General features: G+C 44.0%; 13 protein-coding genes and 3 pseudogenes. 9 read left to right on the top strand and 7 right to left on the bottom strand.

Annotation, left to right across the window (positions count from 1 at the left end):
* Nucleotides 1-53: 53 nt before the first annotated feature.
* The 4 genes from LEPTO7376_RS07855 (at nucleotide 54) to LEPTO7376_RS07840 (ending at nucleotide 2310) form a co-directional block, all read left to right on the top strand.
* On the top strand, nucleotides 54-893 hold the full coding sequence (locus tag LEPTO7376_RS07855) for a DMT family transporter (RefSeq protein WP_015133669.1): 840 nt from the start codon (nucleotides 54-56) through the stop codon (nucleotides 891-893).
* A gap of 155 nt (nucleotides 894-1048) precedes the next feature.
* A complete protein-coding gene (locus tag LEPTO7376_RS07850) occupies nucleotides 1049-1630 on the top strand; it encodes a TetR/AcrR family transcriptional regulator (RefSeq protein ID WP_015133668.1) in 582 nt (193 codons plus the stop codon).
* A gap of 97 nt (nucleotides 1631-1727) precedes the next feature.
* On the top strand, nucleotides 1728-2081 hold the full coding sequence (locus LEPTO7376_RS07845; RefSeq protein WP_015133667.1) for a hypothetical protein: 354 nt from the start codon (nucleotides 1728-1730) through the stop codon (nucleotides 2079-2081).
* Nucleotides 2082-2124: 43 nt separating this feature from the next.
* The gene (locus tag LEPTO7376_RS07840; protein WP_015133666.1) at nucleotides 2125-2310 is read left to right on the top strand and encodes a hypothetical protein; all 186 of its coding nucleotides are present in this window, start codon (nucleotides 2125-2127) and stop codon (nucleotides 2308-2310) included.
* An 11-nt stretch (nucleotides 2311-2321) separates the two neighbouring features.
* Here LEPTO7376_RS07840 and LEPTO7376_RS24555 read toward each other — a convergent pair.
* From LEPTO7376_RS24555 to LEPTO7376_RS07825, 4 genes and pseudogenes are all read right to left on the bottom strand, one after another.
* Nucleotides 2322-2519, bottom strand: a pseudogene (locus tag LEPTO7376_RS24555) (transposase); the annotation flags it as partial.
* 52 nt (nucleotides 2520-2571) lie between these two features.
* Nucleotides 2572-3443: pseudogene (locus LEPTO7376_RS28965) on the bottom strand (IS630 family transposase).
* Between the two features lie 40 nt (nucleotides 3444-3483).
* Nucleotides 3484-3738: a transposase gene (locus tag LEPTO7376_RS23370; RefSeq protein ID WP_160148412.1), complete on the bottom strand. Its 255-nt coding sequence runs from the start codon at nucleotides 3736-3738 to the stop codon at nucleotides 3484-3486.
* A complete protein-coding gene (locus tag LEPTO7376_RS07825) occupies nucleotides 3720-4064 on the bottom strand; it encodes an IS5 family transposase (RefSeq protein ID WP_051188742.1) in 345 nt (114 codons plus the stop codon). The genes LEPTO7376_RS23370 and LEPTO7376_RS07825 overlap by 19 nt, the downstream gene beginning before the upstream one ends.
* A gap of 394 nt (nucleotides 4065-4458) precedes the next feature.
* Between LEPTO7376_RS07825 and LEPTO7376_RS24545 the strand changes: the two are divergent.
* Nucleotides 4459-4704 (top strand): annotated as a pseudogene (locus tag LEPTO7376_RS24545) (nucleotidyltransferase family protein); the annotation flags it as partial.
* 12 nt (nucleotides 4705-4716) lie between these two features.
* Here the strand turns inward: LEPTO7376_RS24545 and LEPTO7376_RS07820 are convergent.
* On the bottom strand, nucleotides 4717-5328 hold the full coding sequence (locus tag LEPTO7376_RS07820) for a Uma2 family endonuclease (protein WP_015133664.1): 612 nt from the start codon (nucleotides 5326-5328) through the stop codon (nucleotides 4717-4719).
* A gap of 168 nt (nucleotides 5329-5496) precedes the next feature.
* On the opposite strand from LEPTO7376_RS07820, the gene LEPTO7376_RS07815 reads away from it, so the two are divergent.
* Nucleotides 5497-5919 carry a GFA family protein gene (locus LEPTO7376_RS07815; protein WP_015133663.1) on the top strand — a complete coding sequence of 141 codons (423 nt, stop codon included), beginning with the start codon at nucleotides 5497-5499 and terminating at the stop codon, nucleotides 5917-5919.
* 56 nt (nucleotides 5920-5975) lie between these two features.
* Here LEPTO7376_RS07815 and LEPTO7376_RS07810 read toward each other — a convergent pair whose 3' ends face one another.
* Together LEPTO7376_RS07810 and LEPTO7376_RS07805 are read right to left on the bottom strand one after the other, a co-directional pair.
* Nucleotides 5976-6374, bottom strand: coding sequence for a hypothetical protein (locus LEPTO7376_RS07810; RefSeq protein ID WP_015133662.1), 399 nt, complete (start codon nucleotides 6372-6374; stop codon nucleotides 5976-5978).
* A gap of 73 nt (nucleotides 6375-6447) precedes the next feature.
* Nucleotides 6448-6798: a YtxH domain-containing protein gene (locus LEPTO7376_RS07805; protein WP_041765277.1), complete on the bottom strand. Its 351-nt coding sequence runs from the start codon at nucleotides 6796-6798 to the stop codon at nucleotides 6448-6450.
* An 81-nt stretch (nucleotides 6799-6879) separates the two neighbouring features.
* Here LEPTO7376_RS07805 and dtd point away from each other — a divergent pair, with 81 nt between their 5' ends.
* The 3 genes from dtd to LEPTO7376_RS07790 all read left to right on the top strand — a co-directional run bounded on the left by dtd (nucleotide 6880) and on the right by LEPTO7376_RS07790 (nucleotide 15971).
* On the top strand, nucleotides 6880-7332 hold the full coding sequence (gene dtd, locus LEPTO7376_RS07800) for a D-aminoacyl-tRNA deacylase (protein ID WP_015133660.1): 453 nt from the start codon (nucleotides 6880-6882) through the stop codon (nucleotides 7330-7332).
* Nucleotides 7333-7500: 168 nt separating this feature from the next.
* Entirely contained in the window at nucleotides 7501-11172 is a 3672-nt protein-coding gene (locus LEPTO7376_RS23365; RefSeq protein ID WP_015133659.1) for a CHAT domain-containing protein, read from the top strand.
* 83 nt (nucleotides 11173-11255) lie between these two features.
* Nucleotides 11256-15971, top strand: coding sequence for a CHAT domain-containing protein (locus tag LEPTO7376_RS07790; protein WP_015133658.1), 4716 nt, complete (start codon nucleotides 11256-11258; stop codon nucleotides 15969-15971).
* Nucleotides 15972-16056: the final 85 nt, after the last annotated feature.

Here is a 16056-nt window from a genome sequence, read left to right as displayed (position 1 = left end):
TTCTAGGATAACGATCTGCTCTACATCATTACTAGGGGAATACCGAACCACTCATGAATCCCGTTCTTCAAATTGCGATCGCCACAATATTGCTGGGTTCATCAGGTGTCTTCATCAAGTTTGCGGACTTATCACCATTGGTGATGACCTTTTTCCGGGCGGGAATTCCATTGGCGATCGTGTCGGGCATCTTTCTCTACCGCCGAGAAGCAATATTCAAAGGAGTCACACCATTTCTCCTTTTCATCTCATTCCTCGATGCAATTCGTAGCCTATGCTATGTCATCGGCTTTAGCTATGCCGACCTGAGCACCGCCGTGATCATCCTCTACACATGGCCATTATTTACGACATTATTCAGCTGGATTTTTCTAAAAGAAGCCATCCCTAAACGCAATCTATTACTCTTACCCTGCTTTCTCCTCGGAATTATCGTGATCTATGCCGACGGCGAATTCAGCTTCTCCAGCAAAAATTTTATTGGCCTAACCAGCATCCTAGTCTCGGCAATTCTAGTTGCCTGCACAGTCGTCGTCTACAAAAACAAATCAAAAGAACTCTCTGTTTACCGTCTCATTTTCTACCAAAATCTTTTTGCAGGACTACTTACTCTTCCTTTTCTATTTTTCACTCGCCCCTATCCAAATCTCTTTGAAACAGGCTTAGGCAGCAGCTATGGTTTTCTCGTCGGATTTGTCGGATTTATTCTATTTTTTTCTGCACTTAACAAACTGCCAGCCTCAACAACCTCGATCCTTTGCTACCTCGAGGTTTTGAGTACGATCATTTTTGGTGTCATCTTTTTCAAAGAGCAACTTTCTCCGAATACAATTCTCGGTGCATCATTGGTGTTAGGAGCAAGTGCTTTGCTGAAAACCAACAAGCAAACGTAAGCTCCACTTAAAGCACGCAAACGAAGCATGAGCACCACCTAACATCAAGCTTTTTTTGACCGCAATCAAACTATCAAAAAAACTTTTTCGCACTTTTTTTGGAACGATCGTTTCAGAATGTGTTATAGTCATTTCAAAGCAGCACATTAATCGCTATGGCTAGACGAAAAGAGTTTGACAAGGAGGAAGTTTTAGAAAAGGCAATGGACACCTTCTGGCGTTTTGGCTATGAAGGAACCTCCATGCAAAGCTTGGTTAAAAATATGGGGATTAATCGCAGTAGTCTTTATGAGACTTTTGGCGATAAACACTCATTATTTGAAGCGGCAATTACTCATTATGAACAAACCAGAGTCAAAGGGATGGTGACTTGCCTACAGGAGATAGGAGCATCTAAACCGGCGATCGCCAAAGTGTTCAATGACTTAATTGAACAAAGTGTTGGTGATAAAGATCGGCGCGGCTGCTTTCTAACCAATACGGCAATCGAGCTATGCCCTCATGACCCTCAAATCGCCGAGAAAATTGCTGTGGACATGAAGATCGTTGAACGCGCTTTTTACAAGGTTTTGGTCAATGCCCAAAAACAAGGGGAGATTGCACCCACAAAAGACTTAAGTGAAATCGCCCAATACCTCACCTCTAGCTTTCAAGGCATAAGGGTTATGGCCAAAGTCAACCAAGAACCAGATTTCCTCAAAAACATCGTCAAAGTCACGCTGTCAGTGCTGAACTAATTTTTTTACTCTTTTTCTAGAACAATCGTTCCAGAAAAAGAGATCCAACCTATTTCTTATTGACGAGATCAAGAAAGGAGAAAGTCGAATTCTCATAATGAGAAATCCACATCATGGTGTTAAGGCGCTGAGCATACCGATTCAAAACTCAGGATTTGTGACAGTTCACTCCTATTCATTTATTCGACAAGATATTCTGGACTTAATACATCAGAATAAAGAAGCTTTTCTTACTCATATTATTGAATTAAACAAATTGCTAAACGATTTTGAAAAAGTTACAATTGTAGAGTCTGATAGCCAGATGGATATCTTGTTCTTGAGTAACTTTTGCCAAAAATATGACTGCGTTAGTTTTGGATCTTTCTTATCCTATTTTGATAATCGTAAAAGTCAAACAGATGAAATCATTGGAGACTTTCTTGACAGTCTAAAAAAAACTAGAAGTTGATTCCTCATCATATGTAGAAAGAACTAACACTTATTTGGGAGATGTGAGAACTGAAAATCAAGAGAGTTTACTAGATGAAATTATTGATGAGTTGCCAGACAGTGAAGACATTATTATGGACTCCCGAGAAGAGTATATTTGGTCATCATATGAAGATGAAAAACTATCTTCTGAAGAATTAGAGGCTCAACAAAACATTTCTGATCACTACTATTTAGAGGATGTTTGAAAAGTAGAAGTCTAGGCTAAACGTCGGAGAAGTAAGCGGATAGAAGCTATATAAATCCATGCCTCTGCACTCTCAGTGGAACATTCATAATCTCGACTCAAACGACGACACCAATAAAACCAGCTAAAGGTTCTCTCTACCACCCATCGTCTTGGTAAAGGAGTAAACCCTTTTTGTTCTTTAGAACGTAGGACTATCTCCAATATCCAACCAAAGCTATCCATGACCCATCGCACTAAATTATAGCAGCGAAGGAGAAGGTTAGGACATAGAACAGAAGGCTATTCTGATGGCATCGAACAAATCCTCAGTCTTCTTGATGAGCTTACTTACCTCCTTCTTTAACCTCCCCCAAAACTTCTCTATCTTGTTCAGGTGTGGTGAGTAGGGTGGCAAAAATATCACTTCACATCCTGCCTTCGCCACCAATGTTTGTATTCTTTCCTTTGGATGAACACTGGCATTATCCAGAATAATAATTTGACCCGGAATCAACTCTGGCACTAAGCAATCCTCTACCCATTGGCAAACTAAGGCGCTGTTGGCATAGCCCTCAAATACCATCGGTGCTATCTGCTCTCCCTCTCGCCATCCTCCAATCACGCTAACTCGTTCTGTACGATGACCTAACTTCTCTGCGATAAACCTCTCTGACTTATGGCAGTAGCCATACCCATAATCTAAGGTATTATCAAATCCACTTTCATCGATATATACGAGTCGTTCTTGGACATACTGCTTCAGTTGTGCCACAAATGCTTTTTCTAATTCTTTATCTCTCTCTTGATATCGATAGGTCTTTTTTTTCGAGTAAATTCAATTTTCCGTAGAGCTTCACGTCTGGATGCATCACTAATAGACTCTGGCCATTTCTCCGCCATTTCCTTCTGGGTTAGATGCCCATATTCCTCTGCAAAAGCACGAAAAGCATCTAGATCATTAATCTTCGGTTGAGGGCCTCGACGGTAATCTGTCTTCGGAGCGACTGAACCGATTTTCTCTCGTCGTTTCAGCCACAGGTCTAGCGTATTTCGGCTAATACCAAAGAAGCGACAGATATCACTTTTTCGTTCACCTTTATCGAAGGCGGCAACAGCTTTTAGGCGTAAATCAAGACTATGGGGAGCAGGCATGGCATCTATATTTATTGCTTCTATCCTATTCTGTCTTAACCTACTCCTTGCCTGCTATAGAATCACGATAGCCGCCGTCAGCATAAAGCAGATAGAGACGCTCTAGATTTAAGTCCAAGTACTGCACTCGCTCCAATAGCAAACGTAATCCTTGGTTATCGGAAACATTGGCCGCTGTCACCACCGCAGCTATCGTAATACCTAGACTATCAACCATGACATGACGTTTACGACCTTTGACTCCTTTGTTGCCATCAATACCGACATCCTGATGCATCATTGTGGCGGTATCCACCGACTGAGAATCCACCACTCCATAGCTTGGGGATGAGGGCGGTCATGACCAGTAGTTCTCTCCCACTGATGTAATTTGTGATTAATCTGCTGCCATGTGCCATCATCACGCCATTGTCGAAAGTAGTGGTAGACCGTTTGCCATTTGGGAAAGTCATGGGGCAATAGTCTCCAAGCAATGCCACCCATAAGCACGTAAAGTATGGCATTGAGAACATCTCGTAGATTTGTAGAGCGAGGTCTTCCTCCAGACTTCGCCTCAGGCAATAGAGGTTCAATCAGATACCATTGGTCGTCACTCAGGTCTGTTAGATAGGATAGACACATCTTTTTGAGGTTAGAGATTCAGTACTTTTACAGACTAAATCTCTGACTTTTCTTCTGCGCCACCCTTTTCAGACATCCTCTAAGACCAAGGGTATATAAATGATATGAGTAATCCAAATGAATGGTAAGCCTTTATATCGATGTGGGAAATGATCGCCCTTTCCTTATCTCTTGTCTCTACCAAATGCGTTTCATTTTTACGGAAAAACCGGAAAGCTCAGGAGAATAATCAACGGTTTCAGGATTTTCTATGATTTGTGGTGATCGTCTCCAGATTTTTCTGTTGAGACGATAGACTTAATGCACTTAATCGCAGTAGTCAAGGATGACCACTCTAATCGAACGCTTGTCACAGCCAGCAGAAGAGATAGAGTGTTTTTGTCAACGATGGTAGATTACAGAATTTGCATTGTTTGGGTCGGTTTTAAGGGATGATTTTCGATCAGATAGTGATATCGATGTGTTGGTGACTTTCGAGCCAGATTTTCAGCGCAGTTTTACAGATACTATCCAGATGCGAGAAGAATTAGAGATTTTATTTGGACGCAAAGTAGATTTTTTAGTGAAAGCGGCGATCGCCCGTAGTGATAATTGGTTACGCCGACAAAACATTCTCGAATCAAGCCAGGTTATCTACGCAAAAAATAGAGACCTACCAAATACGCTTCATCTTGAGAGAAAAACTAGGAAGCTCAGGAGAACAATCAACTGTTTCTGGATTTTCTAGGATTAGTGGATCTTGCCCCGAACGATAAACATGAACTGTTTTATTTTTACGATCTACTAAAAGTCCTAACTGAATGCCATTTTTAATATATTCATCCATCTTGTCTTGTAAGCGTTTTAGGGAGTCGCTAGAAGACCGCAATTCCACAACAAAGTCAGGACAAATCGGTGCAAACGAGGCCTTTTGCTCATCAGATAATTGATTCCAACGCTCTAATCGAACCCATGCAACATCCGACGATTTCGTTGATCCATTCGGCAATGTGAAGCCAGCACTAGAATCAAACGTTTCACCAGTTCCATCTTTATCTGCCCAGTTACCGACTTGTTGAGCGATTTTCAAATTACGATTTCCGATATCGGAAAAAGCTGGTGGCATAACAATTACTTCACCTGTTGCAAGGCGCTCGATGCGTAGATCCCGATTAAGTCGGCAAAATTCGTAAAATTCCTCTGTGCTCATCTTGGTTTTGGGGACAAACATTGACAGATCCACATTGAAGAGCTGGGATGTCGTTGGAATCTGTAGAGTCGTCATAAGTTTAAATCCCAAATAATTTTGAGCTCACTTTAGTTTATCAACAGTTTTTTGTAGTGGCGATCGCCCCCTCAGATATCAATTAAGTAAATATTCATCTCATCGACTGTATGACCTAAACGTTAGCTAAGTTAGCATTCCGGATACATTGCATACTCCAAACTCGCTATGACACTCCAAGCAAAAGGCAACTGCCTCTGTAAATCCATCACCTTAGAAGTCACGCTCGAAAATTCCAGCGTGGGGACTTGTCACTGCAATATGTGCAGACAATGGGCAAGTGGCCCTTTCTTTGCGTTGGACTGTGGCACCAACGTGAAAATCACTGGCGAAGAAAATGTGACCGTCTTTGAGTCCTCGGAATGGGCAGAACGTTCTTTTTGCAATAAATGTGGCAGTAATCTTTTTTATCGAGTTAAGGCAACAGGCCAACATTTTATGGCCGCAGGATTATTTGATCTAGATCAAGAATTATTATTTGACCATCAAGTTTTTATTGACGAAAAACCTGATTTCTATAACTTTGCCAATGACACAAAAAATATGACTGGTGCAGAATTATTTGCACAATTTAGTGAAAGCAGTGGCTAGAGAATAGGTTCGCTATTTTCCAAGTCGAGCAGACTGAAATGATGAATGGTTGCAGGTTAGCGGCGTCGTTTGTTCCTCTTGGATTTGCGGCGAGGATGGCGCAGGACTTTCCATGCTGTTTTTAGCCCAGCCCATGTACTACGGCTATTGTGATGGACTTGTTTAATTTGTTTTTGTGTTTCCTGAATACTTGTTTCAGTGTGTTTGATAATATTTTTCGCGCCTTTGATACTGTCTTCTAGCTCATCGGTTAATCCAGTTAATTCCCCACCCGTTTTGCGGAGCGACTCTAAAGTACGAGGCAGTTCGCGGTTTAGGGTATCGAGTAGTTTGTCCGCACTGCGAGCCATTCGACCTAGCTCAAGGAAGGTCGGAAAAGCCGCCGCAAGAACAGCAGTGAGACTGATTGCGACGAGGAGAAAGGATAGAAGTAGCCAGAAAAAAGGGTTTTGCACTGATGGATGGTGGGCTTAGGGGAGCGCGTTGGCGAAGAGGTTAAGAGGATTTGGTCAGGGAATGAGGATTGAATTAGTTTTGCGATGGGTCAATGTCTTGGGCTGCATAAATATCTTCGTCTGTTGCTTTCTCTAAGCGGTCGGATTCGGCTTGGCTAGCTTCTACTCCTGCGGCGATCGCCTCCTGTAGTCTCTGGAGTGTACCTTCCCAATTGCGGCGGGCTGTGTCAGAAAGTTGATCCGCTTGGGATTGAAATGTTTCGGTGAGTTCTTCTGCGAGGTCTGGGAGTGTATCGAGGGATTTCTTTAAAACTTTGCGAGTGTCTTTGCCAGAACGAGGCGCATACAACAGCGCAGCGATCGCCCCAATTGCACCACCAATGAGTAAACCACCAAGAAAAGCGCCATCATTCTGATCAGACATTTCGATACAAATTCCCATCACTGCAACGTTTTTATTGTAAAAGAGGACTGGTCAATCCCTTACGTTGTTGCAAACTAAACCATGAAAATCATTATTCAGCGGGTGACAAGCTCCCAAGTGTCTGTCGATGGTCGGATTATTGGCAAAATTGGGCGGGGCTTAAATTTATTGGTTGGGATCGCCGCGACAGATACTCCTTCAGAACTTGAATGGATGGCCAACAAATGTCTGAATCTGAAGCTTTTTCCCGCTACGGACGGCAAACCTTGGGCACAGACAGTGCAGGATATTGCCGGTGAAATCCTAGTGGTGAGCCAGTTTACACTCTATGGTGATTGTCGAAAGGGTCGGCGACCTTCCTTTAGTGCTTCGGCTAAACCCGCTGATGCCCAGCAACTGTATGACCAATTTGTCGCGCTTCTCCAGAACAGTACTGTGCCGATTCAAACGGGAGAATTTGGGGCAATGATGCAAGTGGATATTCTGAATGATGGCCCAGTCACGATGGTATTAGAGCGAGAATCTGTATCGTAATATGCGTAAATTTATGGATAAAAAAACGACTGGATCTATCTGTAATCTTTAAATTTCTCTATTGTCGATCGCCTAACAAAAGACTCAAAATAGTAATGCAGTGCGAATCATCAGGGGAAATCACGATGAACTTCTGTGTCACTGCGCGCGATTTTTTGAGGTGATTACGTGTCTCGTTTGAACAATTTCTTAATTCTTTCTCTTCTCCCTTTACCTATTTCTCTGGCATTGTCTGGACAGGTGATCGCCCAGATTTCAGCGGCCAATGACGGCACTGGTACGATTGTGGATCAACAGGGCAATACCTTTGCTATTCAAGGGGGGAGTCTGTCTGGAGATGGCACGAATCTCTTCCATAATTTTACGGATTTCAACCTCAGCACAGCCCAAACTGCGACGTTTCTCGGGAACCCGACTTTACAAAATATTCTCTCGAAAGTGAGTGGCGGGAACCCCTCTTATATCGATGGTTTATTACAGGTTAGTGGTAGCAATGCGAATTTATTTTTATTGAATAGTGCAGGTCTGGTTTTTGGGGAAAACGCCCAACTCGATCTAACAGGGAATTTCACTGCAACAACAGCATCAGGTATTGGTTTTGGCGAAGAGGAATGGCTAGGCAGTAATAATTATTCGACGCTTATTGGTGCGCCAACAGTATTCAGTTTCGATGGCACAGGTGCAATTATCAATGCTGCAGATTTACAGGTAAATACAGGGCGATCGCTGAATCTCTTTGCCTCTAATGTCGTTAATACTGGAACCCTCACCGCAGAACAGGGCAATATTCAACTCATTGCTGTCCCCGAAACGAATAACCTACGCCTCAATCAAAACGGTCAGATACTTGGCCTCGAATTGCCGATGCCCTCGGAAAATCTGAGTCTTGTTGATCTGCCGCAATTACTCACTGGCGGAAATCTTGGGACTGGCTTAACTGTTGAAAATAACACCGTTAAACTTGCTTCCACCCAAACCGTAATTCCCCAAATATCTGGCAGCACCTTTATCCGTAATCTGATTGATGCTTCCGGTGATCTTGGTGGCAATGTCAATATCTTTGGCCAGGCGATCGCCCTCAATGATGCAACCCTCGATATCTCTGGGAATTATAGTGGCGGCAACATCCTAGTTGGTGGAGCTTTTCAAGGGAGTGGCGATTTACCCCGTGCTCTGACAACCTCTATTGATGCAACATCATTCCTCAAGGCCGACGCAATGGATGTTGGTAATGGTGGTGAAATAATTATTTGGTCAGATGGCAGAACTGATTTTGACGGTTTTCTCTCTGCCCAAGGTGGACTTAATGGTGGTGATGCAGGATTAGCAGAAGTTTCTTCAAAAGGATTTCTTGATTTAGCATCTGGCTGGTCTCAGCGCATTAACCTAGGTGCTTCAAATGGTAACTCTGGAACACTTCTGTTAGATCCCACTGATATTCGCATTGGTGCAGAAGGAACTTCAGGTGCTGTTTCTATCCCCAGTAGCCCATTTGAACCAGATACGGCTTCTATTATTCTCGATACCGATATTGTGCGTTTTCTCGATGGCATCGAAGGTGTTGGAGGAGCAGATTTAGTGATCAGCACAGCTGGTAGTGGTGGTGATCAAGGCAACATTACATTTGATCCATTGGCAGAAATTCAATGGGGAGCTTCTTCCAGTAGTCTGACATTTCAGGCAGATAACAATATTGTTATTGGCTCTCAAAATCGCTTAGAAACTTTTGGTCCGGGCAATCTGACACTACAAGCTGGCGGAGAAATTAGTAGTGGTATTGATATCGGTGTAACAGGCGGTACTTTGATGCTATCGGCGGATGGCAATATCAATGTGGCAAACCTCGTCTCAAATTTTGGTGCTCCATCAGCTGGTGACATCATTGTGACATCGACAAATGGCAGTATTGTGACTCAGCAAATTAACACATTATCTTTTATGGGGAATGCTGGCAGCGTTAATTTGCAAGCTAAGGGTGATATTCAAGTTGAGTATATTGATGCGACTAGTTTAGGTGGTAATGGCGGTGATATTGATGTCAAGACAGAAGGTTTTTTCAGAGCCACAGGAACTGGTCTTAGTTCATTTACCATGCTCGAATCCAGTCTCAATACCTCCAGTGAAAATATTGTGATTATCGATGGCGGAGATGGTGGTCAGGGAGGACCGTTTCCACCACCAAGTGGCGAAGGCGGTGAAGAGACTCCTATGGGGACTGCTGGAGTGGGTGGCAGTATTCGCATTGAGCATGGTGGTAATGGTGCAACGCCTTTTATTGTTGGAGACGCAACGACCAATGGCACTCAAGGTCGAATCATTAGTGATTTGGCCACAGAAACAACACTGACCAATGAGATCGTGCCGACAGAGTCTTATCTAGAAACCTATATTCAAGGCGATATCGCGATTATTACGGGAATGCCAGAAGTGCCTGTGACACCTATCGAGCCTCCTGTAGAACCAGAACCGATTCCTGATCCGCCAGACTGTTTTCCTGATTGTGCGAAAGAAAGACAATCAAGAGCAATTCCTACTGGAACCGAGGAGGAAGAAATTGAAGGGGAAGATCCACGCGCAACGCTGAAGCATATTAGCGAAGAGACAGGTCAAGAGCCTGCAATTGTTTATGTTTATACCGAGACAGTACCCTCGACTTCTGGTCAAAAGGCGCTGGGTAATAAAGTTGCTCGAAAGACTGCCGCTGGGGAAACGGAATGGGAATTTAGTGGCGATCGCCTGACGGATTATCTCAACAATGCCACTAATAATTTCTTGAATCCTAGGGCAACCCTCGACCAGGAAGCTATTCTACATATCGTCTTAATCACTCCCGATGGCCAAACCTTGCGCCGCCGTATCAATGGGATTACGCGCCGTGATCTGATGAATCAAGCGCGGGCTTTTACGCGGGGAGTGAGTAATCCTTTAGCGAGCACGGCATATCTTAAGCCCGCTCAATATTTGTATGATGCCTTAATCGAGCCAATTGAAGAATTGCTCGGCGAGAAAAATATTAATAATCTCAGCTTTATTTTGGATGATGGTCTGCGCACATTACCCATTGCAGCGCTCCATGATGGTGAGCAATTCTTGATCGAAAAATATAGTCTCGGTTTAATGCCTAGTTTTTCGCTGACAAATACATCTGGCTATTTGCCACCAAAAGAGAATCAGCTTTTGGCATTAGGAGCCTCAGAATTTGATGAACAACAGGATTTACCTGCGGCGCTCCTCGAAGTGGAAATTATCACCCAAGAGATTTGGCAAGAGAAAACAAATATTTTTCTGGATCAGCAGTTTACCATTGAAAATCTCTTGTTAGCGCGGGAACGGAATCCTTATGGCATCGTTCATTTAGCGACCCATGCAGAGTTTTCGAGTAGCGGTGCACAAGAATCCTATATTCAATTTCAAGATCAAAAGCTGACCCTCGATGAAGTGAGTTCATTAGGTTTAGGAGATCCGCCAATTGAGTTGCTGGTGCTCTCTGCTTGTCGTACTGCTCTGGGCGATCGCCAGTCAGAATTAGGCTTTGCAGGACTAGCTTTAAACTCCGGTGCAAAAGCGGCGATTGGTAGCCTTTGGTATGTCAGCGATGTGGGGACGATGGGGCTAATGGCCAAACTTTATGACGAACTTCAAGATGCCCCCACGAAGGCGAGTGCCTTACAGCAAGCGCAATTGGCGTTACTCAATAATCAAGTGAGTATCCGAGATTCGCAACTGCTGATTGATGATCGTTCTATACCCCTCCCGGATGAAATCCCTGCACTAGCAAATGCCGATTTGTCCCATCCTTATTATTGGAGTGGATTTACCCTTGTTGGTAATCCTTGGTAAATAACTTCGTGTGCCGTCTGGACTAGAGAAAGCCTACTAGGATCGCTAGAATAGTAATAATCATAGGGTTTTCAGGTCTGTGAATGGTGTTACGTTTTAGCTTGCTCGTCCCAATTTTGTCGACATCTTGTGTTCTTGCGAACGCGGTAGTGGCGATCGCCCAAATTTCTGCGAGCAATGATGGTACGGGCACTATTGTTAATCAGCAAAGTGATAATTTTACGATTCTTGGTGGTAGTTTGTCGGGTGATGGCACCAATCTTTTCCACAACTTCAGTGACTTTAATCTCAGTGCAACCCAAACCGCGACTTTTCTAGGTGACGCAACCCTACAGAATATTTTGTCGAAGGTGAGTGGTGGTAATCCTTCCTATCTTGATGGGTTGCTGCGAGTTAGTGGTAATGATGCGAATTTATTTTTACTCAACAGTGCAGGTATTGTTTTTGGGGAAAATGCTCAACTCAATCTGACAGGGAATTTCACTGCGACAACCGCATTAGGGATTGGTTTTGAAAACGGTGAATGGTTAGACGGTAATAATTATTCGATGCTTGTTGGTGCTCCAAAGGTTTTTGATTTCGATGGAACCGGTGCCATTATTAATGCCGCAGACTTGCAGGTGAATACAGGGCGATCGCTGAATCTTTTTGCCTCTAACGTCGTTAATACCGGAACCCTCACCGCAGAACAGGGAAATATTCAACTCCTCGCAGTCCCTAATACAAATAGCTTGCGGTTAAACCAAAGCGGCCAAATTCTGGGTTTAGAGTTGCCGATGCCTTCCGACAGTTTAAATATTGTCGATTTAGCGAAATTGCTCACAGGCAGCAATCTTGAGACTGGTTTAGTCGTTGAAAATAACGCGATCAAACTTGCCTCAACCCAAACCCCCATCTCTCAAAACTCTGGCAATACTTTTGTCTCCAATCTCCTTAGTAGTGCTGGAGAGTCAGGCGGTAATATCAATATTTTTGGTCAGGCGATCGCCCTCGAATCTGCAACCCTTGATGCGTCAGGTACAAATGGTGGCGGTGAAATTTTAGTTGGTGGCGCATTCCAAGGATCTGGCGATTTACCCCGTGCTGCGAATACTTTGGTTGATGCTGAGTCTATCCTCGATGCCAGTGCGATCGCCCAAGGAAATGCTGGCGATATTATTGTCTGGGCCGATAATGCCACAGGCTTTTATGGACAGGCGATCGCCACAGGTGGTTTGCAAGGCGGTGATGGCGGGCTAATCGAAACCTCTGGCAAAAACTATCTCGATGTCTTTGGCGCAGAGATTGATACTAGCACCATTAATGGACAAGCCGGCGAATGGCTCCTAGACCCCTCTGATATCAATATTTCGTTTACTGGTGGTATCGGCACATTACCTGATGGCTTATTTAACCCTCCGACATCTTCCAACATTAGTCCTATCACTATCGTTAATGCATTGGATAGTGGCACCGATGTCACCGTTACGACAAGTGATGGCACTGGCGGCAATGGCGATATCACTCTTTCGGATTCAATTTTTCAAACAGGTGCTGGTACAGCCTCACTGACCCTGACTGGCCGTAACTTTACTCGTGTTGCTACTTCTGAGATTAATCTGACAAGTTCTGGTGGACTGACCTTTAATCTCAATAGCGTGAATCCGAGTACTGCAACAGGGACAGAACTGGGGAATTCACTCCAAGCTGCCCATGATGCCATTGGTACAGTAGCAGGTCTTCGCACAATTAACCTTGGTGCTGGCACCTTTGCCAGAGGATCTGAAATCTCCTTATCTGAAGAAGTGACTATTAACGGTGCAGGCCAAGGCTTAACAATTCTCGATGGTGGTGGTGCAAGTCGTGTGATCGATGCTGTTGGGGCTGTCTCACTGCAAAATCTCACCATTCAAAATGGTAATGCCATATATGGTGGAGGCATTCGTAATATTGGCGGGACACTAAATCTGAACAACGTCACTATTGCGAATAACACAGCAGATTCTGGTGGCGGTCTCTATAACGATAATGGCGATGTCACAATTGCTGACAGTTTCTTTGCGGGCAATATTGCCATTGATGCTGGGAATGATGACAGTCCTGATGGTGGTGGGGCGATCGCCAACTTTGGCAACAGTAATCTCACCATTCAGCGCAGCACAATTACCGGTAATACTGCCATTAATGTTGGTGGTGGCATTGTTAATTATGGCAATACTCTCCTCAACGTTCAGAACAGCACCATCTCCGGCAATACTGCAACTACAGCTGGTGGAGGTATCTATAACTATTCTCTGGCTAGCCAAGCTACAGTCACAACTTTGACAAACAGCATTGTCGCAGACAATATTGTGCGCTCTGATAATGGTTTTGGTGGTGGACTACACATCGGAGATCAAGACACAGCCATCATTGTAGACAGCTTGATCACTGGAAATCAGCTTAATGGTGTGGATAGTATCGGCGGTGGGATTTCAAACTTTGGCGAGACCAGTCTGACTCGAACAACTGTTGCAAACAATAATGCCAGGGGGGCAGGGGGTGGTCTCTACAACGGTGAGAACAGTAATGTCAGCCTCCAAGATAGCACCATCTCCATGAATACGACCTTGGGTTATGGTGGCGGCATTTTCAATACTGGCTCTCTGGATATTCGCAACAGTACGATTTCTGGTAATACTGCTGGTGGTTATGGTGGCGGCGTTTTGAATGACAATACAGTGACCTTAACGAACAGTATTGTTGCAAATAGCGTTAATGGAAATGATATTGAGGCTGGGGATTCGGTTGGTGCTGTCGTCATCAGCAATGGCGTTAATCTCGTCGAAGATGGCAGTCTAACTGGGACGAATATCCTAAATCTTGATCCTGCTTTGACGCCTTTAGGGGATTATGGTGGGCCAGAAATTGGAGATCCGAATACAGGTACAAATCCTCTACTCACAAATTTTTTCTTACTTGATAGCCCAGTGATTGACGCTGGTGAGAATAGTGCTGTTAGTAGTTTCACTGCTCAAAGGGGAGGAAACCGTCTTGTTGGTAATGCCATTGATCTTGGGGCGGTGGAATTTCAAGGCGTGAATTTAAGTATTACTGGCGGCAATGCCCAAAGTGCGGTGATTAATACTGATTTTGCACCTGTGACCGTTTTAGCGACAGAAGAAAAGTTTGGTAATCCCCTCGCAAATTTGATAATCAATTTTGATGCACCCAATAGTGGCGCTAGTCTGAGTCAGAAAAGTTTGTCTGGCATTACCGATGCTGCTGGGCTGGTGAATGTGGTGCCTAGCGCTAATAATTTGGTTGGTTCATTTAATCTTCAGGTGGGTGTACCTAGATTTTCAGTCAGTAATCCTGTTGCAGCGACTTTGACTAATATAGTGCCGCCTCAAGAACCTGATCTTCAAGGTATTCGAACAGAATTGGAGAAATGTTTTGGTGATCTGAGTTGCGGAAAGGATGAGCCGAATTCAAATCAACAGCCAAATAATTTGGTTGCGGCTGGCAATCAGGACGACATTTTAACCATTGCCAATAAGCTCAAAAAGATCCAGGAGCAAACGGGTGTCAATCCAGCGATTGTATATGTCTTTTTCGATCAGAAGTCTAGTGATGCAGTTCCAGAAAGGGTTTATCTAAAAGGCTCTACTTCTAAAGAGAAAACAGCATCTAAATCTGGCGTAGATTCAGCAGAATGGCAGTTTAATGGCGATCGCCTGACGCAGTATCTCAACAGTGCTACGGTGAATTTTCTCAATCCTCGCGCCACCCTCGATGATGATGCGGTTTTAAACCTGATTCTGGTCACCCCAAACGACAAAGTGGTGCATCGAACAATCGAAAATATGACTCGTCGTGAACTGGTGCATCAGGCACGAATTTTTATGCGCGCACTTAGAACACTCCAATCTAGTGCATCCTACCTCCCACCGTCCCAAGCACTTCATAACGCCATCATTGATCCGATCGAAGAGACCTTGATTGCAGAAGGGATTGATAATCTCAGTTTTATTCTTGATGATGGTTTACGTTCTTTGCCTGTTGCCGCTCTATATGACGGTGAACAGTTTCTGGTTGAAAAATATAGTTTGGGCTTAATGCCCAGTTTTTCCCTTACGAATACATCTGGTTATATTCATCCAAAAGAAAATCAATTATTGGCTTTAGGTGCAGCAGAATTTGATGATCAGCCAGAGTTGCGAGCCGCTCCCTTAGAAGTGGAAATTATTACGCAAGACATTTGGAGGCGTCACACCCGTGCATTTCTAGATCAGCAGTTTACGCTGGATAATTTGCTGAATGCAAGGAGAAATGAACGCTATGGCATTTTGCACTTGGCAACCCATGCTGAATTTATTCGTGATGCACCCCAGCGTTCCTATATTCAGTTTCAAAACCAAAAAATCATTTTTGATGAGGTGGATAAATTACGGTTAGGTGAGCCTCCCCTTGAACTCTTAGTGCTCTCTGCTTGTCGCACTGCTTTTGGCGATCGCCAGGCTGAGTTAGGCTTTGCTGGGTTGGCGCTAAATTCTGGTGCAAAATCGGTGGTGGGGAGTCTCTGGTCTGTGAGTGATGTGGGAACAATGGGGTTAATGGCGGAATTTTATGACAAACTTCAGCGATCGCCGATTAAAGCAAATGCTTTACAACAAGCACAGTTAGCGCTTCTCGATAATCAAGTCAGGATTGAAGAATTTCAGCTCCGCCTTGATGACAGAACAATTTCGCTCCCCGATGAAATGCGTGAGATTAAAAATGCAAATTTGTCCCATCCCTACTACTGGAGTGGATTCACCCTAGTGGGCAATCCTTGGTAATTGCATCCTTGATTTAGTCGCGTTTTTTGTTGGTGCACTTGTAAAGTTTTTCGTGGCGTTATCCGTAATTCTACGGAGTGCCTAG

The sequence above is a fragment of the [Leptolyngbya] sp. PCC 7376 genome (genome assembly GCF_000316605.1).
Taxonomy (GTDB): Bacteria; Cyanobacteriota; Cyanobacteriia; order Cyanobacteriales; family MRBY01; genus MRBY01.
This window is presented reverse-complemented; position numbering and strand designations above follow the sequence as displayed.

Bases quoted from the DNA above. Each gene is read 5' to 3' on its own strand.
- LEPTO7376_RS07855 (WP_015133669.1), top strand. From the start codon at position 54: ATGAATCCCGTTCTTCAAATTGCGATCGCCACAATATTGCTGGGTTCA.
- LEPTO7376_RS07850 (WP_015133668.1), top strand. From the start codon at position 1,049: ATGGCTAGACGAAAAGAGTTTGACAAGGAGGAAGTTTTAGAAAAGGCA.
- LEPTO7376_RS07845 (WP_015133667.1), top strand. From the start codon at position 1,728: ATGAGAAATCCACATCATGGTGTTAAGGCGCTGAGCATACCGATTCAA.
- LEPTO7376_RS07825 (WP_051188742.1), bottom strand. From the start codon at position 4,064: ATGTGTCTATCCTATCTAACAGACCTGAGTGACGACCAATGGTATCTG.
- LEPTO7376_RS07820 (WP_015133664.1), bottom strand. From the start codon at position 5,328: ATGACGACTCTACAGATTCCAACGACATCCCAGCTCTTCAATGTGGAT.
- LEPTO7376_RS07815 (WP_015133663.1), top strand. From the start codon at position 5,497: ATGACACTCCAAGCAAAAGGCAACTGCCTCTGTAAATCCATCACCTTA.
- LEPTO7376_RS07805 (WP_041765277.1), bottom strand. From the start codon at position 6,798: ATGTCTGATCAGAATGATGGCGCTTTTCTTGGTGGTTTACTCATTGGT.
- dtd (WP_015133660.1), top strand. From the start codon at position 6,880: ATGAAAATCATTATTCAGCGGGTGACAAGCTCCCAAGTGTCTGTCGAT.
- LEPTO7376_RS07790 (WP_015133658.1), top strand. From the start codon at position 11,256: ATGGTGTTACGTTTTAGCTTGCTCGTCCCAATTTTGTCGACATCTTGT.